The sequence below is a fragment of the Pseudomonas aphyarum genome (genome assembly GCF_028657055.1).
GTDB classification, from domain to species: domain Bacteria; phylum Pseudomonadota; class Gammaproteobacteria; order Pseudomonadales; family Pseudomonadaceae; genus Aquipseudomonas; species Aquipseudomonas aphyarum.
Window position 1 is genome coordinate 127,204 of record NZ_JAMDGS010000016.1, and the last position, 25,628, is coordinate 152,831.

General features: G+C 59.0%; 22 protein-coding genes and 3 tRNA genes. 23 read left to right on the forward strand and 2 right to left on the reverse strand.

What is annotated here, in order from left to right; all coding sequences use genetic code 11:
- Positions 1 to 66: 66 nt before the first annotated feature.
- The 3 genes from carB to M5G18_RS24910 are packed head-to-tail and all read left to right on the forward strand — an operon-like array spanning position 67 to position 4,194.
- Positions 67 to 3,288 (forward strand): carbamoyl-phosphate synthase large subunit, encoded by a 3,222-nt coding sequence (carB, locus tag M5G18_RS24900; RefSeq protein ID WP_273898334.1) that lies wholly within the window; start codon positions 67 to 69, stop codon positions 3,286 to 3,288.
- Positions 3,285 to 3,761, forward strand: coding sequence for a transcription elongation factor GreA (gene greA, locus M5G18_RS24905; RefSeq protein ID WP_007953757.1), 477 nt, complete (start codon positions 3,285 to 3,287; stop codon positions 3,759 to 3,761). The genes carB and greA overlap by 4 nt, the downstream gene beginning before the upstream one ends.
- 28 nt (positions 3,762 to 3,789) lie before the next feature.
- Complete coding sequence (locus M5G18_RS24910) at positions 3,790 to 4,194, forward strand: hypothetical protein (RefSeq protein ID WP_007953755.1); 405 nt, start codon at positions 3,790 to 3,792, stop codon at positions 4,192 to 4,194.
- A 9-nt stretch (positions 4,195 to 4,203) separates the two neighbouring features.
- On the opposite strand, the gene M5G18_RS24915 is transcribed toward M5G18_RS24910, so the two are convergent.
- Positions 4,204 to 4,512: a YhbY family RNA-binding protein gene (locus tag M5G18_RS24915; RefSeq protein ID WP_007953753.1), complete on the reverse strand. Its 309-nt coding sequence runs from the start codon at positions 4,510 to 4,512 to the stop codon at positions 4,204 to 4,206.
- A gap of 101 nt (positions 4,513 to 4,613) precedes the next feature.
- Here M5G18_RS24915 and rlmE point away from each other — a divergent pair, with 101 nt between their 5' ends.
- The 17 genes from rlmE to M5G18_RS25000 all read left to right on the forward strand — a co-directional run bounded on the left by rlmE (position 4,614) and on the right by M5G18_RS25000 (position 20,678).
- Positions 4,614 to 5,243, forward strand: coding sequence for a 23S rRNA (uridine(2552)-2'-O)-methyltransferase RlmE (rlmE, locus tag M5G18_RS24920; protein ID WP_007953751.1), 630 nt, complete (start codon positions 4,614 to 4,616; stop codon positions 5,241 to 5,243).
- Between the two features lie 202 nt (positions 5,244 to 5,445).
- Positions 5,446 to 7,353 (forward strand): ATP-dependent zinc metalloprotease FtsH, encoded by a 1,908-nt coding sequence (ftsH, locus tag M5G18_RS24925; RefSeq protein WP_011332403.1) that lies wholly within the window; start codon positions 5,446 to 5,448, stop codon positions 7,351 to 7,353.
- Between the two features lie 8 nt (positions 7,354 to 7,361).
- Positions 7,362 to 8,213, forward strand: coding sequence for a dihydropteroate synthase (gene folP, locus M5G18_RS24930; protein WP_273898335.1), 852 nt, complete (start codon positions 7,362 to 7,364; stop codon positions 8,211 to 8,213).
- Between the two features lie 16 nt (positions 8,214 to 8,229).
- On the forward strand, positions 8,230 to 9,567 hold the full coding sequence (gene glmM, locus M5G18_RS24935; protein ID WP_115076510.1) for a phosphoglucosamine mutase: 1,338 nt from the start codon (positions 8,230 to 8,232) through the stop codon (positions 9,565 to 9,567).
- A gap of 65 nt (positions 9,568 to 9,632) precedes the next feature.
- The gene (gene tpiA / locus M5G18_RS24940; RefSeq protein WP_007953744.1) at positions 9,633 to 10,388 is read left to right on the forward strand and encodes a triose-phosphate isomerase; all 756 of its coding nucleotides are present in this window, start codon (positions 9,633 to 9,635) and stop codon (positions 10,386 to 10,388) included.
- A 4-nt stretch (positions 10,389 to 10,392) separates the two neighbouring features.
- A complete protein-coding gene (gene secG, locus M5G18_RS24945; RefSeq protein ID WP_011332406.1) occupies positions 10,393 to 10,776 on the forward strand; it encodes a preprotein translocase subunit SecG in 384 nt (127 codons plus the stop codon).
- A gap of 22 nt (positions 10,777 to 10,798) precedes the next feature.
- Positions 10,799 to 10,884 (forward strand) — tRNA-Leu (locus tag M5G18_RS24950).
- 97 nt (positions 10,885 to 10,981) lie between these two features.
- Positions 10,982 to 11,058, forward strand: a tRNA-Met gene (locus M5G18_RS24955).
- Between the two features lie 138 nt (positions 11,059 to 11,196).
- Positions 11,197 to 11,655 (forward strand): ribosome maturation factor RimP, encoded by a 459-nt coding sequence (gene rimP / locus M5G18_RS24960; protein WP_039769696.1) that lies wholly within the window; start codon positions 11,197 to 11,199, stop codon positions 11,653 to 11,655.
- Positions 11,656 to 11,702: 47 nt separating this feature from the next.
- Positions 11,703 to 13,184, forward strand: coding sequence for a transcription termination factor NusA (nusA, locus tag M5G18_RS24965; protein WP_003221546.1), 1,482 nt, complete (start codon positions 11,703 to 11,705; stop codon positions 13,182 to 13,184).
- A 27-nt stretch (positions 13,185 to 13,211) separates the two neighbouring features.
- Entirely contained in the window at positions 13,212 to 15,731 is a 2,520-nt protein-coding gene (gene infB, locus M5G18_RS24970) for a translation initiation factor IF-2 (protein WP_207985001.1), read from the forward strand.
- A 159-nt stretch (positions 15,732 to 15,890) separates the two neighbouring features.
- Positions 15,891 to 16,292: a 30S ribosome-binding factor RbfA gene (gene rbfA / locus M5G18_RS24975; RefSeq protein ID WP_007953741.1), complete on the forward strand. Its 402-nt coding sequence runs from the start codon at positions 15,891 to 15,893 to the stop codon at positions 16,290 to 16,292.
- 4 nt (positions 16,293 to 16,296) lie between these two features.
- Entirely contained in the window at positions 16,297 to 17,214 is a 918-nt protein-coding gene (gene truB, locus M5G18_RS24980) for a tRNA pseudouridine(55) synthase TruB (protein WP_221615029.1), read from the forward strand.
- Positions 17,215 to 17,355: 141 nt separating this feature from the next.
- The gene (gene rpsO / locus M5G18_RS24985) at positions 17,356 to 17,625 is read left to right on the forward strand and encodes a 30S ribosomal protein S15 (RefSeq protein ID WP_011332409.1); all 270 of its coding nucleotides are present in this window, start codon (positions 17,356 to 17,358) and stop codon (positions 17,623 to 17,625) included.
- Positions 17,626 to 17,819: 194 nt separating this feature from the next.
- Positions 17,820 to 19,925 (forward strand): polyribonucleotide nucleotidyltransferase, encoded by a 2,106-nt coding sequence (gene pnp, locus M5G18_RS24990; protein ID WP_273898341.1) that lies wholly within the window; start codon positions 17,820 to 17,822, stop codon positions 19,923 to 19,925.
- Positions 19,926 to 20,054: 129 nt separating this feature from the next.
- A tRNA-Thr gene (locus M5G18_RS24995) sits at positions 20,055 to 20,130 on the forward strand.
- A 248-nt stretch (positions 20,131 to 20,378) separates the two neighbouring features.
- Complete coding sequence (locus M5G18_RS25000; protein WP_179692675.1) at positions 20,379 to 20,678, forward strand: DUF6388 family protein; 300 nt, start codon at positions 20,379 to 20,381, stop codon at positions 20,676 to 20,678.
- A gap of 51 nt (positions 20,679 to 20,729) precedes the next feature.
- On the opposite strand, the gene nadC is transcribed toward M5G18_RS25000, so the two are convergent.
- On the reverse strand, positions 20,730 to 21,578 hold the full coding sequence (nadC, locus tag M5G18_RS25005; RefSeq protein WP_273898343.1) for a carboxylating nicotinate-nucleotide diphosphorylase: 849 nt from the start codon (positions 21,576 to 21,578) through the stop codon (positions 20,730 to 20,732).
- Positions 21,579 to 21,833: 255 nt separating this feature from the next.
- On the opposite strand from nadC, the gene M5G18_RS25010 reads away from it, so the two are divergent.
- The 3 genes from M5G18_RS25010 (at position 21,834) to ampE (ending at position 25,478) form a co-directional block, all read left to right on the forward strand.
- Positions 21,834 to 24,023: a DUF1631 domain-containing protein gene (locus tag M5G18_RS25010; protein WP_273898344.1), complete on the forward strand. Its 2,190-nt coding sequence runs from the start codon at positions 21,834 to 21,836 to the stop codon at positions 24,021 to 24,023.
- Positions 24,024 to 24,087: 64 nt separating this feature from the next.
- On the forward strand, positions 24,088 to 24,648 hold the full coding sequence (gene ampD, locus M5G18_RS25015) for a 1,6-anhydro-N-acetylmuramyl-L-alanine amidase AmpD (RefSeq protein WP_273898345.1): 561 nt from the start codon (positions 24,088 to 24,090) through the stop codon (positions 24,646 to 24,648).
- Positions 24,645 to 25,478 (forward strand): regulatory signaling modulator protein AmpE, encoded by an 834-nt coding sequence (ampE, locus tag M5G18_RS25020; protein WP_273898346.1) that lies wholly within the window; start codon positions 24,645 to 24,647, stop codon positions 25,476 to 25,478. The genes ampD and ampE overlap by 4 nt, the downstream gene beginning before the upstream one ends.
- Positions 25,479 to 25,628: the final 150 nt, after the last annotated feature.

A 25,628-nucleotide genomic window follows, 5' to 3' on the forward strand; every position in this document is an offset into this window, starting at 1 on the left:
CCTCGGGACTTCAGAAATCGATCAAGACGGCTTGCCGACTGACCTGCGGATTTGAGTGACAAACCCATGCCAAAACGTACAGACATTAAAAGCATCCTGATTCTCGGCGCTGGCCCGATCGTTATCGGCCAGGCCTGCGAATTCGACTACTCCGGCGCCCAGGCCTGTAAAGCCCTGCGCGAAGAGGGTTATCGCGTCATCCTGGTGAACTCCAACCCGGCCACCATCATGACCGACCCGGACATGGCCGACGCGACCTACATCGAGCCGATCAAGTGGCAGACCGTTGCCAAGATCATCGAAAAAGAGCGTCCGGATGCCGTGCTGCCAACCATGGGCGGCCAGACTGCTCTGAACTGCGCCCTGGACCTGGAGCGCGAAGGCGTTCTGGAGAAGTTCGGCGTAGAGATGATCGGCGCCAACGCCGACACCATCGACAAGGCTGAAGACCGTTCGCGTTTCGACAAGGCGATGAAATCCATCGGCCTGGAATGCCCGCGTTCCGGTATCGCCCACAGCATGGAAGAAGCCAACGCGGTGCTTGAGCGCCTGGGCTTCCCGTGCATCATCCGTCCGTCCTTCACCATGGGCGGCACCGGTGGGGGTATCGCTTACAACCGTGAAGAGTTCGAAGAAATCTGCGCCCGTGGTCTGGACCTGTCGCCAACCAAGGAACTGCTGATCGACGAATCCCTGATCGGCTGGAAAGAATATGAAATGGAAGTTGTCCGCGACAAAAAGGACAACTGCATCATCGTCTGCTCGATCGAAAACTTCGACCCGATGGGCGTGCACACCGGTGACTCGATCACTGTGGCCCCGGCCCAGACCCTGACCGACAAGGAATACCAGATCCTGCGTAACGCCTCGCTGGCGGTACTGCGCGAGATCGGCGTCGAGACCGGCGGTTCCAACGTTCAGTTCGGTATCTGCCCGGACACCGGCCGTATGGTCGTGATCGAGATGAACCCGCGTGTATCCCGCTCGTCGGCTCTGGCCTCGAAAGCCACCGGTTTCCCGATCGCCAAGATCGCGGCCAAGCTGGCAGTCGGTTACACCCTCGACGAACTGCAGAACGACATCACTGGCGGCCGTACCCCGGCGTCCTTCGAGCCGTCCATCGATTACGTCGTGACCAAGCTGCCGCGCTTCGCTTTCGAGAAGTTCGCCAACGCTGACGCGCGCCTGACCACTCAGATGAAGTCGGTCGGTGAAGTCATGGCCATCGGCCGTACCTTCCAGGAATCCCTGCAGAAAGCTCTGCGCGGTCTGGAAGTGGGTGTTTGCGGTCTGGACGAGAAGGTCGACCTGAGCAACCCGGAAAGCATGAGCGTGCTCAAGCGCGAACTGACCGTGCCGGGCGCCGAGCGTATCTGGTACGTGGCGGACGCCTTCCGCGCTGGCATGACCGTCGAAGAAATCTTCGGCATGAACATGATCGATCCGTGGTTCCTGGTACAGATCGAAGATCTGATCAAGGACGAAGAAAAGGTCAAGACCCTCGGTCTGTCCGCTATCGACCGCGACCTGATGTACAAGCTCAAGCGCAAAGGTTTCTCCGACCAGCGTCTGGCCAAGCTGCTGGGCGTCACCGAGAAGAACCTGCGCACTCACCGCCACAAGCTGGAAGTGTTCCCGGTCTACAAGCGCGTCGACACCTGCGCGGCCGAGTTCGCCACCGACACCGCCTACCTGTACTCGACCTACGAGGAAGAGTGCGAAGCCGCGCCGTCCGGTCGCGACAAGATCATCATCCTCGGCGGTGGTCCGAACCGTATCGGTCAGGGCATCGAGTTCGACTACTGCTGCGTACACGCGGCACTGGCGCTGCGCGATGACGGTTACGAGACCATCATGGTCAACTGCAACCCGGAAACCGTTTCCACTGACTACGACACTTCCGACCGTCTGTACTTCGAGCCGGTGACCCTGGAAGACGTGTTGGAAATCTGCCGCGTCGAGAAGCCGAAAGGCGTGATCGTCCAGTACGGCGGCCAGACTCCACTGAAACTGGCTCGCGCCCTCGAAGCAGCCGGCGTGCCGATCATCGGCACCAGCCCTGACGCCATCGACCGTGCCGAAGACCGTGAGCGCTTCCAGCAAATGGTTGAGCGCCTGAACCTGCGTCAGCCGCCAAACGCCACCGTGCGCAGCGAAGACGAAGCCGTTCGCGCTGCCGCGAAGATCGGTTACCCGCTGGTGGTGCGTCCGTCCTACGTACTGGGCGGCCGGGCGATGGAAATCGTCTACAAGGAAGAAGAACTCAAGCGTTACCTGCGTGACGCGGTGCAAGTGTCGAACGACAGCCCGGTGCTGCTCGACCACTTCCTCAACTGCGCCATCGAGATGGACGTGGATGCGGTCTGCGACGGCAAGGACGTAGTGATCGGCGCGATCATGCAGCACATCGAACAGGCGGGCGTTCACTCCGGTGACTCCGCGTGCTCGCTGCCGCCGTACTCGCTGCCGGCGCACATCCAGGACGAGATGCGCGAACAGGTCAAGAAAATGGCCCTGGAGCTGGGCGTGGTCGGCCTGATGAACGTTCAGTTGGCGCTGCAAGGCGAAGACATCTACGTCATCGAAGTCAACCCGCGTGCTTCCCGTACCGTACCGTTCGTGTCGAAGTGCATCGGTGTTTCCCTGGCGATGATCGCGGCTCGCGTGATGGCCGGTAAAACCCTGAAGGAAATTGGCTTTACCAAGGAAATCATCCCGAACTTCTACAGCGTGAAAGAGGCGGTGTTCCCGTTCGCCAAATTCCCTGGCGTTGACCCGATCCTCGGCCCGGAGATGAAGTCCACCGGTGAAGTGATGGGCGTCGGCGACACCTTCGGCGAAGCCTTTGCCAAAGCCCAGATGGGCGCCAGCGAAGTGCTGCCGACCGGCGGTACTGCATTCATCAGCGTGCGCGACGATGACAAGCCGCTGGTTGCAGGCGTGGCTCGTGATCTGATCAACTTGGGCTTCGAAGTCGTCGCCACTGCCGGCACTGCCAAGCTGATCGAAGCCGCAGGTCTGAAAGTGCGTCGCGTGAACAAGGTGACCGAGGGTCGTCCGCACGTGGTCGACATGATCAAGAATGACGAAGTCACCCTGATCATCAACACCACCGAAGGTCGCCAGTCGATCGCCGATTCCTATTCCATTCGCCGTAACGCCCTGCAGCACAAGATTTACTGCACCACCACCATTGCTGCTGGCGAAGCTATCTGTGAAGCGCTGAAGTTCGGTCCCGAGAAGACCGTGCGCCGCTTGCAGGATCTACACGCAGGATTGAAGGCATGAATAAATACCCAATGACCGTCCAGGGCTCCAAGGCCCTGGAGGAAGAGCATGCTCACCTGACCAAGGTCGTTCGTCCGAAGCTCAGCCAGGACATCGGTACGGCCCGCGAGTTGGGTGACTTGAAAGAAAACGCTGAATACCATGCCGCGCGCGAACAGCAAGGCATGGTCGAGGCGCGGATCCGTGATATCGAAGGTCGCCTGCAGAACGCGGTGATCATCGACGTGACGACCATTCCGCACACCGGCAAGGTGATTTTCGGCACCACCGTCGAAATCGCCAACGTCGAGACTGATGAAAGCGTCACTTACCAGATCGTGGGTGAGGACGAGGCAGACATCAAGCTCGGCAAGATTTCGGTCGGCTCGCCGATCGCTCGCGCCTTGATTGCCAAGGAAGAGGGCGATACGGTCGTCGTGAAAACGCCAGGTGGCGATATCGAGTACGAGATTGTCGAAGTCCGTCATATCTGAGGGTGGGCGCCCGCTGCATGCGGGCGCGATGCTCTGGCAACTGGCCCAGATGTTGTGGGTCGGTGGTCTGTGGCTGGTACATCTCGGTCTGCGGCCGGTGCTGGGTCAAATTGGCCTGGCTCCGCTGCTGATCGATGAGGTTGCAAGTACGTTTGAAGTGGCGGTGGTGGGTTTTGCCGTCGCGTGCGTGATATTTCAGGCTTTGGTGCTGGTACAGGCCGAGGGCCTTGCCAGTCTATGGCGGGATTTTCGCGGGCAGGTATTGTTGATGGCGTTGTATGCGTGTGCGATGTTTGTCGCAGTGCGTGTCGGCTGGCCGGATGCGCAGCGCTGGCAGGTGTTCAGCTTTCTTGTGTTGGGTTTTTCCGGGTTGGTGCTGGTATTGCAGCCGGTGCCGGGATGGAGTGGCAGGGTGCGCGAAGCACACCCTTGACCCTTGCCATCACTTGAAGCGATGGACGTTCGACAGCTGCTTGTTGACGCTGAAGTTCTTGCGGTAAATCAGTGCCATCTTGCCGATGACTTGAACCAGATCGGCCTTGCCGGTCTTGCACAGCTCTGCAACGGACGCCAGGCGCGCCTCGCGATCGAGGATGTTGAGCTTGATCTTGATCAGCTCGTGATCTGCCAATGCGCGTTCGAGTTCGGCTAAAACACCCTCAGTCAAACCGTTGTCAGCCACAGTCAGAACCGGTTTCAGGTGGTGGCCAATGGATTTGTACTGTTTCTTCTGCTCTGGAGTGAGCGGCATAATCTGACCCTTTCGTCTGGATTCTGTAAAATGGCGGCCATTTTACCCGAGGGCTCGTGGATCCGCCCAATTAATCACGACCCTAATCAACGAGGTGCCCAATGGCGCGTTCCAAGACAAGCCTTGGTTGGCTGAAAAGACATGTCAATGACCCCTATGTGAAGCAGGCGCAGAAGGATGGCTACCGCTCGCGTGCGAGTTACAAGCTTCTGGAGATCCAGGAGAAATACAAACTGATCCGTCCGGGCATGAACGTCGTCGACCTCGGCGCGGCGCCTGGCGGCTGGTCGCAGGTCACCAGCCGGCTGATCGGCGGCCAAGGGCGCCTGATCGCTTCGGACATCCTGGAAATGGACAGCATTCCGGACGTGACTTTCATCCAGGGTGACTTCACCGAGGATGCAGTGCTCGCTCAGATCCTTGAGGCTGTGGGTAATTCGCAGGTGGACCTTGTGATTTCCGATATGGCCCCCAATATGAGTGGTACGCCTGAAGTGGACATGCCGAAAGCCATGTTCCTTTGCGAGCTGGCGCTTGATCTCGCGGAACGGATACTCAAGCCGGGTGGCAATTTCGTGATCAAGATTTTTCAGGGCGAAGGGTTCGATGTTTACCTGAAGGATGCTCGCAAGAAGTTCGACAAGATCCAGATGATCAAGCCGGACTCCTCTCGTGGCAGCTCTCGTGAGCAATACATGCTGGCTTGGGGCTACCGCGGTCGTAGCGAGTAAAACGAGGTTTTTTGGCGGGGTGATAGGTTTTTCGTATTTCGCCCCGCGCGCATAAGCGAATATTGTGTAGAAAGTGTTTCACAAAGGGTTACAGACGGCGCCTGCCAGAGCTGTAGGTAATGTAGTAAGTTAGGCCGGTGAATATCATGCGAAGCGCGCGCCAGTAGCGGAGCTTGCTTCAGAGGGTAGTTAATTGAACGATATGGCAAAGAATCTGATCCTGTGGTTGATCATCGCGGCTGTCCTGGTGACGGTGATGAACAACTTCTCCAGCCCTAACGAGCCGCAGACCCTCAACTATTCCGACTTCATCCAGCAGGTCAAGGATGGCAAGGTCGAGCGCGTGGCCGTCGACGGTTACGTGATTACCGGCAAGCGCAACGATGGCGACAGCTTCAAGACCATTCGTCCGGCAATCCAGGACAATGGCCTGATCGGCGACCTGGTCGACAACCACGTTGTGGTCGAAGGCAAGCAGCCTGAGCAGCAAAGCATCTGGACCCAGCTTCTGGTGGCCAGCTTCCCGATCCTGGTGATCATTGCGGTGTTCATGTTCTTCATGCGCCAGATGCAGGGCGGTGCGGGCGGCAAGGGCGGGCCGATGAGCTTTGGCAAGAGCAAGGCGCGTCTGCTGTCCGAAGATCAGGTGAAAACCACCCTGGCGGACGTTGCCGGTTGCGACGAAGCCAAGGAAGAAGTCGGCGAGCTGGTCGAGTTCCTGCGTGATCCGGGCAAGTTCCAGCGCCTGGGCGGCCGCATTCCTCGCGGCGTGCTGATGGTCGGTCCTCCGGGTACCGGTAAAACCTTGCTGGCCAAGGCGATTGCCGGCGAAGCCAAAGTGCCGTTCTTCACCATTTCCGGTTCCGACTTCGTTGAAATGTTCGTAGGTGTGGGTGCCAGCCGCGTTCGTGACATGTTCGAACAGGCCAAGAAACACGCTCCGTGCATTATCTTCATCGACGAGATCGACGCCGTTGGTCGCCATCGTGGCGCTGGCATGGGCGGCGGTCACGACGAGCGCGAACAGACGCTCAACCAGTTGCTGGTCGAGATGGATGGTTTCGAAATGAATGACGGCATCATCGTCATTGCTGCAACCAACCGTCCTGACGTGCTGGACCCTGCGTTGCTGCGACCTGGTCGTTTCGACCGTCAGGTGGTGGTTGGTTTGCCGGATATCCGTGGTCGCGAGCAGATCCTCAAGGTTCACATGCGTAAAGTGCCAATGGGTGACGACGTTGCTCCGGCCGTTATCGCACGTGGTACGCCGGGCTTCTCCGGTGCCGATCTGGCGAACCTGGTCAACGAGGCTTCGCTGTTCGCTGCCCGTGCCGGCAAGCGCATCGTCGAAATGAAAGAGTTCGAACTGGCCAAAGACAAGATCATGATGGGCGCCGAGCGCAAATCCATGGTCATGTCCGAGAAGGAAAAGCAGAACACCGCTTATCACGAAGCAGGCCACGCCATTGTTGGTCGCGTCGTGCCCGAGCATGATCCGGTCTACAAGGTGTCGATCATTCCGCGCGGTCGTGCGTTGGGCGTGACCATGTTCCTGCCGGAAGAAGATCGCTACAGCCTGTCCAAGCGTGCGCTGATCAGTCAGATCTGCTCGCTGTACGGCGGTCGTATTGCTGAAGAAATGACTTTGGGCTTTGACGGTGTGACCACGGGTGCTTCCAACGACATCATGCGTGCGAGTCAGATTGCGCGGAACATGGTGACCAAGTGGGGGCTGTCGGAAAAACTCGGTCCGTTGATGTACGCCGAAGAAGAGGGTGAAGTATTCCTCGGTCGCGGCGGTGGCGGTCAGAATGCCAGCTTCTCCGGTGAGACAGCCAAGCTGATCGACTCCGAAGTACGCAGCATCATCGATCAGTGCTACGGCACGGCCAAGCAGATCCTCACGGACAATCGCGACAAGCTCGATGCCATGGCGGATGCCCTGATGAAGTACGAGACGATCGATGCCGAGCAGATCGACGACATCATGGCCGGTCGTACACCTCGCGAGCCTCGCGATTGGTCGGGCGGTACCGGTACTGGCACGCCGCCTGTCATTCAGGGCGAGCGTCCGGAAACACCGATTGGCGGTCCGGCTGCCGACGTTTAAGGTTTGAAATGACTTCTGTACAGTCCCTGACCCGGTTGCCTTGCGGCAACCGGGTTCTTGATTTGGCCCGGACGCATGTCATGGGCATTCTCAATGTCACTCCCGATTCTTTTTCCGACGGTGGCCGATATAGCCAGCTCGATGCTGCTTTGCGTCATGCCGAAGCGATGGTTGCGGCGGGTGCAACGCTGATCGATGTGGGCGGGGAGTCGACCCGGCCAGGTGCGCGGGCGGTTTCTCCATTGGAGGAGCTGGAGCGTGTCGCTCCCGTCGTCGAGCTGATCAATCGCGAACTGGATGTGGTCATATCGGTCGATACATCCACTCCGGCGGTCATGCGCGAAACGGCGCGGTTGGGCGCTGGCTTGATCAACGACGTTCGTTCGCTGCGGCGGGATGGTGCACTGGATGCTGCTGCTGCCACCGGGCTGCCTGTTTGCCTCATGCATATGCTCGGCGAACCTGGCGATATGCAGGATGATCCGCGTTACCAGGATGTCACCCGGGAAGTGCGTGAGTTTCTTGCCGAACGCATGGCTCAGTGTGAGGTGGCAGGCATTCCGGCCGAGCGGATCATTCTCGATCCGGGCTTCGGTTTCGCCAAAACCCTGCAGCACAATCTAAGCTTGTTCAAGCATATGGAAGCCCTGCATGCGCTGGGGCGGCCACTGTTGGTGGGCGTTTCGCGCAAAAGCATGATCGGTCATGCATTGAATCGCCCTGTGGGTGAGCGTCTTTACGGTGGTCTGGCACTGGCTGCACTGGCATCGGTGAAAGGTGCGCGTATATTGCGCGTCCATGATGTGGCGGAAACGGTGGACGTGGTGCGAATGCTCGCGGCCGTGGAATCAGCCGAATAAGAATGATGGAGCACTTATGAGCAAGAAATACTTTGGTACTGACGGCATTCGTGGTCGTGTCGGGGAATACCCGATCACTCCGGACTTCATGCTCAAGCTTGGCTGGGCTGCCGGTATGGCCTTTCGCAAGATGGGTGCCTGCAAGGTGCTGGTCGGCAAGGACACGCGGATTTCTGGCTACATGTTTGAGTCGGCCCTCGAGGCAGGCCTGACATCTGCGGGCGCCGATGTAATGCTGCTCGGCCCGATGCCGACTCCGGCCATCGCCTATTTGTCGCGTACGTTCCAGGCTGAAGCCGGGATCGTGATCAGTGCATCGCACAATCCGCATGACGATAACGGCATCAAGTTCTTCTCCGGCAAGGGCACCAAGCTGCCCGATGAGCTGGAGCTGATGATCGAGGAGTTGCTCGATACGCCAATGACCGTTGTCGAGTCGAGCAAGATCGGCAAGGTGTCGCGCATCAATGATGCGTCAGGTCGTTATATCGAGTTCTGCAAGAGCTCCGTGCCGACCGGCACCAGTTTCTCCGGCCTGAAGATCGTCATCGACTGCGCACACGGTGCCACCTATAAAGTTGCGCCGAGTGTTTTCCGTGAGTTGGGTGCCGAGGTCGTCGTTCTGTCGGCTCAGCCTAACGGTCTGAACATCAATGACAACTGTGGCTCCACGCACATGGGGCAATTGCAGGCGGCGGTGTTGTCCGAGCATGCGGATCTGGGTATCGCTTTTGATGGCGATGGTGATCGGGTGCTGATGGTCGATCACACCGGTGCGATTGTCGATGGTGATGAGCTGCTGTACATCATTGCGCGCGATCTGCATGAGCGCGGCAAGTTGCAGGGTGGTGTGGTCGGTACCTTGATGAGTAACCTCGGACTTGAGCTCGCGCTCGCAGATCTGGGTATTCCTTTCGTGCGCGCCAATGTCGGTGACCGGTATGTGATCGCCGAACTGCTGGAGCGTAACTGGTTGGTAGGTGGCGAGAACTCGGGGCATGTCGTGTGTTTCAATCACACCACCACGGGTGATGCGATCATTGCTGCGTTGCAAGTGCTGATGGCGCTGAAGACGCGTAACGAGGGTCTTGCTCAAACTCGCCAGGCGTTGCGCAAGTGTCCTCAGGTGCTGATCAACGTGCGTTTCGGGGGGGGCGAAAGCCCGCTGGAACACCCGGCTGTCAAGGAAGCGAGTGCGCGCGTAACCCAGGCGATGGCGGGTCGTGGTCGCGTGCTTTTGCGCAAGTCCGGGACAGAGCCTCTGGTGCGTGTGATGGTCGAAGGTGAGGATGAAACCCAGGTTCGCGGCTATGCCGAAGAACTGGCAAAACTGGTAACTGAAGTTTCTGCCTGATTCGGCTTGCCAGCCATGATTGTGTTGGGTAACATCTGCGCCCACTTTGACCGACGAGGTACAGCATGCGTCGCCCTATGGTAGCTGGTAACTGGAAGATGCACGGTACCCGCGCCAGCGTCGCTGAGCTGATCAACGGCCTTCGTCATCTGGCCTTGCCAAGCGGTGTTGATGTCGCGGTATTCCCGCCTTGCTTGTATATCAATCAAGTGATTGATGGCTTGAAAGGCAAATCGATTTCGGTCGGTGCGCAGAACTCTGCGGTGGAATCCATGCAAGGTGCGTTGACGGGCGAGATTGCGCCGAGTCAGTTGGTGGATGCAGGTTGTTCCCTGGTGCTTGTCGGGCACTCCGAACGCCGCCAGATCATGGGCGAGCGAGACGGAATGCTGAATCGCAAGTTCGCAGCGGCACAGGCATGTGGCTTGATTCCGGTGTTGTGCGTAGGGGAGACCCTGGAGCAGCGTGAAGCCGGAAAAACTCTTGAGGTTGTCGGGCGTCAGCTGGGCAGTATCATCGAGGAGCTGGGTGTCGGTGCTTTTGCCAACGCAGTGATCGCTTACGAGCCGGTCTGGGCGATTGGTACCGGGCTGACTGCAACGCCGCAACAGGCTCAGGATGTGCATAAAGCCATTCGCGAGCAGTTGGCGGCAGAGAATTCTGAAGTGGCACGAGGTGTGCGGCTTCTATACGGCGGCAGCGTGAAGGCGGCCAATGCGGTCGAACTGTTCGGCATGCCGGATATCGATGGGGGGCTCATTGGTGGAGCTTCCCTGAATGCAGATGAGTTCGGTGCGATTTGTCGCGCCGCGGGAAACTGAAAAAATGCTGGAAACAGTCGTAGTCGTTTTTCATCTGCTGGGTGCATTGGGCGTAGTTGCTCTGGTTTTGCTGCAGCAGGGTAAAGGTGCGGATGCTGGCGCGTCTTTCGGAGCAGGTGCTTCAAATACTGTGTTCGGAAGCCAAGGTTCCTCTACCTTTCTTAGTAAGTTTACTGCTATACTTGCCGCCGGTTTCTTCATAACCAGCTTGGGGTTAGGATACTTTGCTAAAGAGAAGGCTCATCAGCTGACTCAAGCAGGTTTGCCAAACCCGGCAGTGTTGGAAGTTCCAAAGCAACAACCGGCTTCTGATGATGTCCCGGTGCTTCAAGAGCAAAAGTCGGCTACTCCAGCGACTGACGTACCTCCAGCTCAAGAGCAGAAGTAAGAAGGGTTTCAAACGTAGTATTGCCGAGGTGGTGGAATTGGTAGACACGCAACCTTGAGGTGGTTGTGCCCATAGGGTGTAGGGGTTCGAGTCCCCTTCTCGGTACCAATTAGTCAGGAGAGCCCGCTGTTGCGGGCTTTCTTGCAGGTGGAAGGTTACATTGACCCTATAAGGGATCGGTCGTATACTTCCGCCCCAGCTTTGTCGCGGGGTGGAGCAGTCTGGTAGCTCGTCGGGCTCATAACCCGAAGGTCGTCGGTTCAAATCCGGCCCCCGCAACCAGTTTAAGGAGCCCCTTTTAAGGGGCTTTTTGTTAGCTGGACACTTTCAACGCCGCTGTTCGACGGCGTTTCAAGGATGGGCGTTTCGCCCATTTTTTTATTTTGCATAGCATGCACATACATGCACGAGGGGGTTCAGGTGTCGAGCAAGCTAGAAGAGTTGCAGGCCTTGCTGGCCCCGGTGGTCGTGGCCCTAGGCTATGAATGCTGGGGTATTGAGTTTTCGGCTCAAGGTCGCCACTCAATGTTGCGCGTTTATATCGATAAGGAAGGCGGCGTACTGGTGGACGATTGCGCCATCGTCAGCCGTCAGATCAGCGGTGTGCTGGATGTTGAAGATCCGATCTCCGTTGAATACACCCTTGAAGTTTCCTCGCCAGGCATGGAACGCCCACTGTTCACTCTTGAGCAGTTTGCCAAATATGTCGGTGAACAAGTGAAGATCAAGCTGCGCTCGCCTTTTGAAGGTCGACGCAACTTTCAGGGCCTTCTGCGCGGTGTAGAAGAACAGGACGTCGTGGTGCAGGTAGATGACCATGAGTTCCTGTTGCCGATCGATATGATCGACAAGGCCAACATTATTCCCAGTTTTGACTGAGACGCGGATCCCGCGGATCCAATGGCTTGCGAAAGGCGAGGCGTACGATGAGCAAAGAAGTACTGCTGGTTGTTGAGTCGGTATCCAATGAAAAGGGTGTACCGGCAAGCGTAATTTTTGAAGCGCTGGAGCTGGCTCTGGCCACTGCTACCAAAAAGCGTTTTGAAGACGAAGTTGATCTGCGTGTGGAAATCAACCGCCACACCGGTTCTTACGAAACTTTCCGTCGCTGGACGGTCGTCGAAGAGAATGATCTCGATGATCCGGCCATCGAAACCTGGCCGAGCAAGGTTGCTGAAACGCACCCTGGCGCCAAGGTTGGCGACGTCGTTGAAGAAAAGATCGAGTCCATCGAGTTTGGCCGCATCGCTGCGCAGACCGCCAAGCAGGTCATCGTGCAGAAAGTGCGCGAAGCCGAGCGCGCTCAAGTGGTTGACGCTTATCGCGAGCGCCTGGGAGAAATCATCTCCGGCACCGTGAAGAAAGTGACCCGCGACAACGTGATCGTCGACCTGGGTAATAACGCTGAAGCGTTGCTGGCCCGTGAAGACATCATCTCTCGCGAAACCTTCCGTGTTGGCGTGCGTCTGCGTGCGCTGCTCAAGGAAATCCGCACCGAGAACCGCGGCCCTCAGCTGATCCTGTCGCGTACCGCGCCGGAAATGCTGATCGAGCTGTTCCGTATCGAAGTGCCGGAAATCGCTGAAGGCCTGATCGAAGTCATGGCCGCATCCCGTGATCCGGGTTCGCGTGCCAAGATCGCTGTCCGTTCCAAGGACAAACGCATCGACCCGCAAGGCGCGTGCATCGGTATGCGCGGTTCGCGCGTCCAGGCCGTGTCGGGCGAGTTGGGTGGCGAGCGTGTCGATATCGTCCTGTGGGACGACAACCCGGCCCAGTTCGTGATCAATGCCATGTCGCCGGCAGAAGTGGCGGCCATCATCGTTGACGAAGATGCCCATGCCATGGACATCGCCGTTGGCGCAGACAATCTGGCTCAGGCCATCGGTCGTGGTGGTCAGAACGTGCGTCTGGCGAGCCAGTTGACTGGCTGGACCCTGAACGTGATGACCGAATCGGACATCCAGGCTAAGCAACAAGCGGAAACCGGCGACATCCTGCGCAACTTCATCGACGAGCTGGAAGTCGACGAAGAGCTGGCTCAGGTGCTGGTAGACGAAGGCTTCACCAGCCTGGAAGAGATTGCCTACGTACCGTTGGAAGAAATGCTCAACATCGACGGCTTTGACGAAGACATCGTCAACGAGCTTCGCGCTCGTGCCAAGGATCGCTTGTTGACCAAAGCCATCGCTACTGAGGAAAAGCTGGCAGACGCCCATCCGGCCGAAGACCTGCTCTCGCTTGAGGGTATGGACAAGGATTTGGCGATGGAACTGGCGGTGCGCGGCGTAATTACCCGCGAAGACCTGGCCGAGCAGTCTATTGACGACCTGCTCGACATCGACGGCATTGACGATGATCGTGCCGGCAAGTTGATCATGGCCGCCCGAGCCCACTGGTTCGAGTAATTAGGCGCGGCCTGAGGAGAGAAGTGCATGACGCAAGTCACGGTGAAACAACTGGCCGATGAGGTCAAAACACCGGTAGAGCGCCTGTTGCAGCAGATGCGTGAGGCAGGTCTGCCGCACACCGCCGCCGAAGAAAATGTGACTGACAGTGAGAAGCAATCCCTGCTGACCCACTTGAAAAGCAGCCACAAGGCGAAAGTGGAAGAACCACGCAAGATCACGCTGCAGCGTAAAACCACCAGCACCCTGCGTGTGGCTGGCAGCAAAAGCATCAGTGTTGAAGTCCGCAAGAAGAAAGTTTTCGTACAGCGTAGCCCGGAAGAAATCGAAGCCGAGCGCAAGCGTGAACTGGATGAACGTCGCGCAGTAGAAAATGCTGCCCGTCAGAAGGCTGAAGAAGAAGCCCGCGTGCGCGCCGAAGAAGAAGCGCGTCGCCAGCCTGCTGCTGCGCCGTCCGCTCCTGCCGAAGCCGTCGCTGCACCTGCGCCAGTGGCCGAACCAGTGCGCGAAGCCGCGCCGGTTGTGGCTGCTGCCCCAGCTGCCGACACTCGCAAGCGTGACGAACAGCGCCGTCCGGACAAGCCACGTGCCGACGACAACAACCGTCGTGGCGGTGGTGATGGCGAGCGCAAAAACGCTCCGCATCGCGCATCGGTCAAGGAAAAGGCTCCGGCTCCACGTGTGGCGCCACGCACTACCGACGAAGAAAGCGATGGCTTCCGTCGCGGCGGTCGCGGCAAGGCCAAGCTGAAAAAACGCAACGCCCACGGTTTCCAGAGCCCGACCGGCCCTGTCGTGCGTGAAGTGAAGATCGGCGAAACCATCACTGTTGGCGATCTCGCCCAGCAGATGTCGGTTAAAGCTGCCGAAATCATCAAGTTCATGTTCAAACTGGGTACTCCAGCGACCATCAACCAGGTGCTTGATCAGGAAACTGCTCAACTGGTAGCCGAAGAACTGGGCCACAAAGTGACCCTGGTCAGCGACACCGCCCTGGAAGATTCCCTGGCCGAGTCCCTGAAGTTCGAAGGTGAAGCGGTTCCTCGTGCGCCGGTTGTGACCGTAATGGGTCACGTTGACCACGGTAAGACCTCGCTGCTCGACTACATCCGTCGTGCCAAGGTAGCTGCTGGCGAAGCCGGTGGTATCACCCAGCACATCGGTGCATACCACGTTGAAACCGAACGCGGCATGGTCACCTTCCTCGACACCCCTGGTCACGCCGCGTTTACCGCCATGCGTGCCCGTGGTGCCAAGGCGACCGACATCGTGATCCTGGTGGTTGCGGCGGACGACGGCGTGATGCCACAAACCATCGAAGCCGTTCAGCACGCTGTAGCTGCTGGCGTTCCGCTGGTAGTTGCGGTGAACAAGATCGACAAGCCGGGTGCAGATCTCGATCGCATCCGTAGCGAACTGTCGGCCCACGGCGTGACCTCTGAAGACTGGGGTGGCGACACTCCATTCGTTCCGGTTTCCGCGAAGATGGGTACCGGCGTCGACGAACTGCTCGAAGCTGTATTGCTGCAGGCCGAAGTTCTCGAACTGACCGCCACTCCTTCGGCTCCTGGCCGTGGTGTCGTGGTTGAATCGCGCCTCGACAAGGGCCGTGGTCCGGTGGCGACTGTTCTGGTTCAGGACGGTACGCTGCGTCAAGGCGACATGGTGCTGGTTGGCTCGAACTATGGCCGCGTGCGCGCCATGCTCGACGAGAACGGCAAGCCGATCAAGGAAGCAGGTCCGGCCATTCCGGTCGAGATCCTCGGCCTGGACGGTACGCCTGACGCTGGCGACGAGATGAGCGTGGTTGCCGACGAGAAGAAAGCCCGTGAAGTGGCTCTGTTCCGTCAAGGCAAGTTCCGCGAAGTCAAACTGGCTCGCGCTCACGCCGGCAAGCTGGAAAACATCTTCGAAAGCATGGGTCAGGAAGAGAAGAAGACGCTCAACATCGTCCTCAAATCCGACGTCCGTGGTTCGCTGGAAGCCTTGCAGGGCGCTCTGAACGGCCTGGGCAACGACGAAGTGCAAGTGCGCGTGGTCGGTGGCGGCGTCGGTGGTATCACCGAATCCGATGCCAACCTGGCACTGGCTTCCAACGCTGTACTGTTCGGCTTCAACGTGCGTGCCGATGCCGGCGCACGGAAGATTGTCGAGCAGGAAGGTCTGGACATGCGTTACTACAACGTGATCTACGACATCATCGAAGACGTCAAGAAAGCCCTGACCGGTATGCTTGGCAGCGATGTTCGCGAGAACATCCTCGGTGTGGCCGAAGTCCGTGACGTGTTCCGTTCGCCTAAGTTCGGCGCCATCGCCGGCTGCATGGTGATCGAGGGTACTGTTCACCGTAACCGTCCGATCCGTGTACTGCGTGAAGACATCGTTATCTTCGAAGGCGAGCTGGAATCCCTGCGCCGCTTCAAGGATGACGCTTCCGAAGTACGTGCCGGCATGGAATGCGGTATCGGCGTGAAGAGCTACAACGACGTCAAAGTCGGCGACAAGATCGAAGTCTTCGAGAAGGTTCAGGTTGCTCGCAGCCTCTGACTCGCGCACTTCAAGGGCCACGTCGGGCCGCCGCACGCAAGTGCGCGGCACGGCGTCAGGACTCTAAACGCAACGCCCGGTCTGGCTTTTGTCAGGCCGGGCGTTTGCCGCTTTCAGACCTTGCGGGTTTCACCGCGGGGCAGTAACAGGTAACAAATCATGGCAAAAGAATACAGCCGTACCCAACGTATCGGCGATCAGATGCAGCGTGAGCTGGCCCAACTGATCCGTCGTGAAGTCAAAGACCCGCGCGTCGGCCTGGTCACCATTACCGCTGTGGAAGTCAGCCGTGACGTCGGTCACGCGAAGATCTTCATCACCGTGATGGGGCAGGACAACGCCGAAGACATCGCGCAAAGCATCAAGGTGCTCAATGCTGCCGCCGGTTTCCTGCGCATGCAGCTGGCCCGCGAAATGAAGCTGCGCAGCGTGCCGCAATTGCACTTCCACTACGACGAAAGCGTCGTGCGTGGTGCGCACCTGTCGGCCCTGATCGAGCGCGCCGTGGCTGAGGACAATCAGCACGTGGCTGCGGCAGAACCCGAAGACACCAAGGAGTAACTCGGTGGCTCAGGTCAAACGTATCCGTCGTAACGTCAGCGGCATCATCCTGCTCGACAAGCCGCTGGGGTTTACCTCCAACGCCGCGTTGCAGAAGGTTCGCTGGTTGCTCAACGCCGAGAAGGCCGGTCACACCGGCAGTCTCGACCCACTGGCCACCGGCGTTCTGCCGCTGTGCTTTGGCGAGGCGACCAAGTTCTCGCAGTACCTGCTCGATTCCGACAAGGGTTACGAAACCCTGGCGCAACTGGGCAAGACCACCACCACGGCGGACGCCGAAGGTGAGGTTTTGCAGGAGCGTCCGGTGACCGTTGGTCAGGCCGACGTTGAAGCGGTTCTGCCGAAATTTCGTGGGCAAATCAGTCAGATACCGCCGATGTACTCCGCTCTCAAGCGTGATGGCCAGCCGTTGTACAAGTTGGCCCGTGCAGGCGAAGTAGTGGAGCGCGAACCGCGTTCTGTTACTATTGCGCGCTTGGAATTGCTGGCCTTCGAAGGCGATACTGCGCGTCTTGCGGTGGATTGCAGCAAGGGCACCTATATTCGCACCCTGGTGGAGGATATCGGTGAGCAACTCGGTTGTGGTGCGTACGTCGCTGAATTGCGTCGTACCCAGGCCGGGCCTTTCACCCTGGCGCAGACCGTGACCCTCGAAGAGCTGGAAGCGGTACATGCCGAAGGCGGCAACGAAGCGGTCGACCGCTTCCTGATGCCATCGGACAGCGGCCTGCAGGATTGGCCGTTGCTGCAGTTCTCGGAAGCGAGCGCGTTCTACTGGCTCAACGGCCAGCCGGTACGTGCCCCGGATGCTCCGAAGTTCGGCATGGTGCGGGTACAGGATCACAATGGTCGCTTCATCGGTATCGGTGAAGTGAGCGAAGACGGGCGGATCGCGCCGCGTCGACTGATTCGGTCAGAATGACCGGAAACCGGTCTGTGTAACAGCAGGCCGGCGAGTGTGGCTGTCAACAGGCACGGTCACTACTCATTTATAGATACAGGGATTTGTCCCTGGCCTGTTGAAACTGTTTTTGAAACAGTTTCCTGATAAAAGGATTGCCTCATGGCTCTCGACGTTCAAGAAAAAGCTCAAATCGTTGCCGACTACCAGCAAGCTGTTGGTGACACTGGTTCGCCAGAAGTGCAAGTTGCACTGCTGACCGCCAACATCAACAAACTGCAAGGTCACTTCAAGGCCAACGGTAAAGACCACCACTCCCGTCGTGGTCTGATCCGCATGGTTAACCAGCGTCGCAAGCTGCTGGACTACCTGAAAGGCAAGGACGTGAGCCGTTACAGCGCTCTGATCGCTCGCCTGGGTCTGCGTCGCTAATCAGCGATTGCGCTATGAGGTTGGTTGTCTGTCAGACGTCAGCGGGTTTCCGCCGGCGTCCGGCAGGCTCCCAGCCTCAAGTTTTATCTGGATGCACGTTTTACCCTGGACAGGCGTCGGGCCGATTCCCGGCATTGCCCAAGAATTTCGCAAGAAACCAGTTCCCCCAAGAGCCACAAAGAAGGTAGGACACCGTGAACCCGGTAATCAAAAAATTCCAGTTCGGTCAGTCGACCGTTACCCTCGAGACTGGCCGTATCGCCCGTCAGGCCTCCGGCGCAGTATTGGTCACCGTTGACGACGACGTCAGCGTATTGGTGACCGTAGTCGGTGCCAAGCAAGCCGATCCGGGCAAGGGCTTCTTCCCTCTGTCCGTTCACTACCAGGAAAAGACTTACGCTGCCGGTAAGATCCCTGGCGGTTTCTTCAAGCGTGAAGGCCGTCCTTCCGAGAAAGAAACCCTGACTTCCCGACTGATCGACCGTCCGATCCGTCCGCTGTTCCCGGAAGGTTTCATGAACGAAGTGCAGGTTGTCTGCACCGTCGTTTCCACCAGCAAGAAGACCGATCCGGACATCGCTGCGATGATCGGTACCTCGGCTGCCCTGGCGATTTCCGGCATTCCTTTCGACGGCCCGATCGGCGCCGCTCGCGTTGCTTTCCACGAAAGCACCGGCTACCTGCTGAACCCGACCTACGAGCAGCAAGCTGCTTCGAGCCTGGACATGGTTGTTGCCGGTACTTCGGACGCCGTGCTGATGGTTGAGTCGGAAGCCAAAGAGCTGACCGAAGACCAGATGCTGGGCGCGGTACTGTTTGCTCACGACGAGTTCCAGGTCGTAATCAACGCCGTTAAAGAACTGGCTGCCGAAGCTGCCAAGCCAACCTGGACCTGGGCACCTGCTCCAGAAGCCACCGAGCTGCTGGGCGCTATCCGTTCCGAGTTCGGCGAAGCGATCTCCCAGGCTTACACCATCACCATCAAGGCCGACCGTTACGCTCGCCTGGGTGAGCTGAAGGATCAGGTTGTTGCCAAGCTGTCCGGTGAAGAAGGCCAGCCTTCGGCTTCCGACGTTAAAGCTGCATTCGGCGAAATCGAATACCGCACCGTTCGCGAAAACATCGTTAACGGCAAGCCACGTATCGACGGTCGCGACACCCGCACCGTACGTCCGCTGAACATCGAAGTCGGCGTTCTGCCGAAGACTCACGGTTCGGCGCTGTTCACCCGTGGTGAAACCCAGGCTCTGGTCGTTGCAACTCTGGGCACTGCCCGTGACGCACAACTGCTGGACACTCTGGAAGGCGAGAAAAAAGACCCGTTCATGCTGCACTACAACTTCCCTCCGTTCTCGGTGGGCGAGTGTGGTCGCATGGGTGGCGCCGGTCGTCGCGAAATCGGTCATGGCCGTCTGGCCCGTCGTTCGGTTTCGGCCATGCTGCCAGCCGCTGACGTGTTCCCTTACACCATCCGTGTGGTTTCGGAAATTACCGAATCCAACGGTTCGAGCTCGATGGCTTCCGTTTGCGGCGCTTCCCTGGCCCTGATGGACGCTGGTGTTCCGATGAAGGCGCCGGTTGCCGGTATCGCCATGGGTCTGGTTAAAGAAGGCGAGAAATTCGCCGTCCTGACCGACATCCTGGGTGACGAAGACCACCTGGGCGACATGGACTTCAAAGTAGCCGGTACCGCCAAAGGTGTGACCGCGCTGCAGATGGACATCAAGATCAAGGGCATCACCGAAGAGATCATGGAAATCGCTCTGGGCCAAGCCCTGGAAGCGCGCCTGAACATCCTCGGCCAGATGAACCAGATCATCGGCCAGTCGCGTACCGAACTGTCGGCCAACGCTCCGACCATGATCGCGATGAAGATCGACACCGACAAGATCCGTGACGTTATCGGTAAAGGTGGCGCGACCATCCGTGCGATCTGCGAAGAGACCAAGGCTTCGATCGACATCGAAGACGACGGCTCGATCAAGATCTTCGGCGAAACCAAGGAAGCTGCAGAAGCAGCACGTCAGCGCGTTCTGGGTATTACCGCGGAAGCCGAGATCGGCAAGATCTACGTCGGCAAGGTTGAGCGCATCGTCGACTTCGGCGCATTCGTCAACATCCTGCCGGGCAAGGACGGTCTGGTTCACATCTCGATGCTGAGCGACGCTCGCGTAGAGAAAGTGACCGACATCCTGAAAGAAGGCCAGGAAGTGGAAGTGCTGGTACTGGACGTGGACAACCGCGGCCGTATCAAGCTGTCCATCAAAGACGTGGCAGCGGCCAAGGCTTCGGGCGTTTAATCACCCCGCAGTCCTAGCGCAATGAAAATGCCCCGCCGTGAAAACGGCGGGGCATTTTTTTGTCTGCGAAATATCGAGTCATTCTACGAAGTTGCCGACCTTCAATACCGGTGCTAGGTTTAGCCCACCGCCCGTGTAGCTCAGCCGGTAGAGCAGCGCACTCGTAACGCGAAGGTCGCAGGTTCGATTCCTGTCTCGGGCACCACTTCGCTTTTCCTTCTCCCTGTTCTTCCCTCGAAATCCGGTTTTATGTTCCCCCGGTCAACTTTTTGTGGGAGAGATGTAAAGTCCCGTGTAATTCGCTCGCCAAACGTCCTATATTCGTTGTCTGCATGAGCATCGCCCAGCAGTTTTCAGATGATCCCGAATGGTTCCGAAGGCCGGACAATCCGCGTCAGAGAGATCCTTGATGATCCACATCCATCTTCCATTCTTATGATCAGCGAGAACGCCATGACCGAGTTAACTCAAGAGCAACGCCACGAACAAGCGCTGGAAAAGTACAAGCTTGATGCTTCGGAGCTGATGGACGAGATCAAGGATCTCAGTCCCGATGATCAGAAAGATCAGATCCAGTGGGCGTTCGAAGACGAAGCCGAAGCCCAGGGCCTGCAACCTTGGGAATTGACCCTCAAGTACACCAGCACCCCTGAGGAGTTCGAGGCCAAGCGCCTGGAACTGCATAAGGAAGCGGCCGAAGTGTTGGGCGTCGAGTGGGATGAATACTGCGAGATGAACAATCTGGTGGTCTGAAACAAAAACGCCAGCCTCGAAAGGGCTGGCGTTTTTTATTGCGTGGCCGACTCAGATGCTCAGGCGCATCGACAGGTCCACAGCCTTCACATCCTTGGTCATCGCGCCGATCGAGATGTAGTCCACCCCGGTCTGAGCGATCGGCAGCAGCGTGCTTTCGTTGATGCCGCCACTGGCTTCCAGTTTCGCCTTGCCGCCGTTCAGGCGCACGGCTTCGCGCATGTCATCGAGGCTCAGTTCGTCGAGCATGATGACGTCGGCACCGGCGGCCAGCGCTTCTTTCAGCTCTTCCAGACTTTCCACTTCGATTTCCACCGGTTTGCCCGGGGCAATCTTGTGCGCAGCGGCAATGGCCTGCGGGATGCCACCGCTGGCGGCGATATGGTTTTCCTTGATCAGGAACGCGTCGTACAGGCCGATGCGATGGTTATGGCAACCGCCGCAAGTGACCGCGTATTTCTGCGCCAGACGCAGGCCCGGCAGGGTCTTGCGGGTGTCGAGCAGTTTCACCGACGTCTCGGCGACGAAGTCTGCCAGGTACTGCGCGCGGGTCGCCACGCCGGACAGCAATTGCAGGAAGTTCAGGGCGCTGCGCTCACCGGTCAGCAGCGAACGGGCAGGGCCTTCCAGATGAAACAGCGGCTGATTCGGCGAAACCCGTTCGCCATCGCGCACCTGCCAATGCACCGCCACTCGTGGATCGAGCTGGCGGAACACCGCATCGACCCACGCCGTGCCACTGATGACGGCAGCGTCGCGGGTGATGATGGTGGCTTTGGCCAAGCGTTCGGCCGGGATCAGTTGCGCGGTGATGTCGCCGCTGCCGATGTCTTCGAGCAACGCACGGCGCACGTTGGCTTCGATTTCGGCGGTCAAATCGGCGAGACGTAGATTCGGCATAACGGGCTCCACAAACTAAGTGGCCCGATTATAGGGGCATGGCGTCGGCCAACCCAAGGCGAGAACAGCCACGCAGCGCTGCATCCGGTCGATTTTCTTTGAGCAAACCCGATTCTGTCGTGGTCACTGCAAGGTGTCGGCGCATAGGGGAAACCCTGACAGCTCTGGCGCCGGGGACATCTTTTGCAAGATAATCCGCCTTGCATTTGACGCCATGACTTTGACGTCGGCAAATCACCGTTTCAGGAGGCTTGGATGCACAACGACGGGAATGTAGTGCCTTTGCACAAGGCCACTACCGATCAGGCGACTCACTCGCCGCTCGCCCGCCTGCCTGTGATTCTGCTTCAGGTTCGCGACAAGGCTGCCCAGCGCCTGCGCAACGGTTTGCAGGAGCTGTTCGATAACGCCGACGACACCCTGTTCGAAATGGCCGACCGGGCGCGTAACGACGTCGAGCAGAACATCTTTTTCGAAGCCATGCGCGACCTGCGCCTCAAGCGCAAGAACATCGAGCGCGGTTTTCTCGAGCAATTCTTCGAGGCCTTTGTCGGCCTCACTCAATTCGATCCCGTCCCCACCGTCCTCTCTCATGCTTTGCAGAATGAGGACAGCACCGCGCGCACCGATGACATGGAGCGCAGCGTTGCGATCGAAACGATGGTCGGCCGCGTGCTGAATCGTGATGGTTTTGCCCTCGATCAACTGACTGCGCGATTCAATGCGCTGTTGGGCAAGACCCTGGACGATCAATACAACCCGCTGGGCCCGGCGATGCTTTGCGAGTACTTCCTGCAGGCCGGGCGCAATCTGGGGGTGGAGATCAAAGTCAAACTGATCCTGCTCAAACTGTTCGAGCGCTATGTGCTGGCCGATACCGATCAACTCTACGCCGAAGCCAATCAACTGCTGATCGCCACGGGCGTGTTGCCCGAGCTCAAGCCGGCACCGGCCCGTCGCGCCATCGATCAGGCCGTGGCCAGCGTGCAGAGCGAATTCGAAGGCGTCGACAAGCCTCAGACCGATGCCGGCGTGCAGGAGGTCTTCGCCGCGTTGCAGGAATTGCTGCTGCACGTTCGCGGCACCGTTGCGCCGACCCTTGAGCCCAGCGCTCCCGCCCAACCGATCTCCACCCGCGACCTGCTGCGCCTGCTCTCGCATTTGCAGCAATACGTACCGGCGCTGGCGGTGCAGGACGACTTCGACCTGCGCCATCAGCTTGAACAGTTGCTGACCCGGGTCAGCGTGCGCAGCGGCAAATCACGAATCGTCGGCGGGGCTGACGAGGACGTGATCAATCTGGTGGCCATGGTCTTCGACTGCATCCTCGATGATCGCAATCTGCCGGATTCGCTCAAGGCGCTGATCGCCCGGTTGCAGATCCCGATGTTGAAGGTCGCGGTGATCGACAAAAGCTTCTTCAGCCGCAGCAGCCACCCGGCGCGCCGCCTGCTCAATGAAATCGCCGAAGCGGCGATGGGCTGGGGCGAGTGCGACGGCAATGCGCGCGACAGCCTGTACCTGCGCATCGAGCAAGTGGTGCAGCGCCTGCTGACGGATTTCGTCGATGACCCGGCGATTTTTTCCGAGTTGCTGGCGGACTTCCTCGCGTTCACCAGTGACGAGCGCCGTCGCAGCGAATTGCTGGAACAGCGTTTGCGCGATGCCGAAGAGGGCCGGGCGAAAACCGAACTGGCCCGCCAGCGTGTCGAGCAGGCGCTGAATCAGGCGTTGCTGGGCAAAGTCCTGCCACCGTCGGTGGTGACGTTCGTGCAGGAGGCCTGGAGCAAGGTGTTGCTGCTGACGTGCCTCAAGCACGGCGATCAGTCTGCCGAATGGCAGGCCGACGTGCAGACCATGGAGCAATTGATCTGGAGCGTGCAGCGCCACGACGACGCCGAAGCCGGCCTGCGTCTGCTGGCGCTGGTGCCGGGTTTGCTCAAGTCATTGCGCGATGGCCTGAGCAGTTCAGCCTTCGATCCGTTTGCCACCAGCGGCTTCTTCAGTGAACTGGAAGCGCTGCATGTACGCCTGCTCGAACCGTCCAGCGAGCCGGATCAGACCGCACTGCCGGAAATGATCGAAGTGTCGCAGGCGATTGTCTTGCAGATGGCCGACGACGGGCTTCAGCCACGCACGCCGGCGCGTTTGCCGGCCGACGACGCAGGTTTGCGTCAGGTCGATCAGTTGCGCCTGGGCAGTTGGGTGGCGTTCGAGGAAGACGAAGAACACACCCTGCGCTGCAAACTGGCGGCGATCATCGAGGCCACCAACAAGTACGTGTTCGTCGACCGCACCGGGATGAAAGTGCTGGAGCGCGACCGCACTGAACTGGCCATGGCGTTCCGTCGCGGCGCGGTGCGGACGCTGGACGACACCTTGTTGTTCGACCGTGCGCTGGAGTCGGTAATCGGCAATCTGCGGCGGCTCAATCGCGGCAAGTGATCGCGCGCCGGGGGCCGATCACGGCATACTGGTCGCCAACACAGTCGGCGTTGAAGGAATCGGTATGCAGTTGGATCCCGCAAGCGGGTGGTGTCACGGGGTGCAGGTCTGCCCTTCGCCCAACTTCAATGAACGCCCGGCGGGCGAAGTCTCCCTGTTGGTCATCCACAACATCAGCCTGCCACCGGCGCAGTTCGCCACCGGCAAGGTGCAGGAATTTTTCCAGAATCGTCTGGATGTCACAGAACATCCCTACTTTGCCGGGATCGCCGACCTGCGCGTGTCTGCGCATTTTCTGATCGAACGTGACGGCAAGGTCACCCAGTTTGTCTCCTGTCTTGAGCGTGCCTGGCATGCCGGTGTTTCGGTGTTCGAAGGACGGGAAACCTGTAACGATTTTTCGGTGGGCATCGAGCTGGAAGGCACCGATGATCTGCCGTTCACCGATGCGCAGTATCGGGCGTTGACCCTGCTGACCCGCCATTTGCAAAAAGCGTTCCCGGCGATCACCGTCGAGCGCATCTGCGGGCACAGCGACATCGCCCCCGGACGCAAGACCGACCCCGGACCCGCATTCGACTGGGCACGCTACCGCGCCGCCCTGGCACAAGAGGAAGGACAATGAGTTTTCTGGTGTTACTGCTGGCGGTATGGATCGAGAAGTTCTCGGCCCTGCGCCAACGGGTTCAACGCGATGGCGGATGGATTCGCGAACTGCACAAGCTGGAAACCGGCGGGCTGGCCAAACAGCCGTGGCTGGTGCTGACCGTCCTGGTGTTGTTGCCGGTGGCGCTGCTGGGATTGCTGCTGGTGGTGCTGGACCCGGTGGCCTACGGTCTGCTGGCGTTGCCGGTGCATTTGCTGGTGGTGATTTACAGCCTGGGGCGCGGTGATCTGCTCGGCGAGCTCGGACCGTTTCGCGACGCCTGGCGCCGCGAGGACCTGCAGGCCGCCGCCCATGTGGCCAAGCGTGATCTGAACATCTGCGCCGAAAGCGGCGAACAATTGCTGGAGCAAGTGCAGCGGCATCTGTTGTGGCAGGCCTACCAGAGTTTCTTTGCGGTGATTTTCTGGTACTTCCTGCTCGGCCCGGTCGCGGCGCTGAGTTATCGCCTGCTGGCGCTGGCGGAAGAACACGCCCAGAACCCGGCGGTGGCCGAGCGGGCAGGGCAACTGCGTCATGCCTTCGACTGGGTGCCGGTGCGTCTGCTGGCGGCGAGCCTTGCCCTGGTCGGCAATTTCGTCGCGGTCAGCCGGGTGATGCTGCACGAACTGCTGAACTGGAACATCAGCGCTGCGCAACTGATCACCAAGGTCGGGCTGGCTGCCGGGGAAATCCCGCCGGCCGCCGTCGGTCCCGAAGGCATCAACACCCTCGACTGCCTGTGGGAACTGCTGCTGCGGGCAGCGGTGCTGTGGTATGCCGGCTTTGCCCTGTGGACAGTGCTGGCGTAGGCCGTTCACGTGACGAGGGGGGCAAGCCCCCTCGTTAACCTTAAGTTACAAAACCTCCCTTCGATTTGAGCTATACAGAGATGGCGCCCGATAGTGGCTATCTGCTTTCGCCCCGCGCCTGCCAATAAAAACAAGAAAAAACCAAGGGAG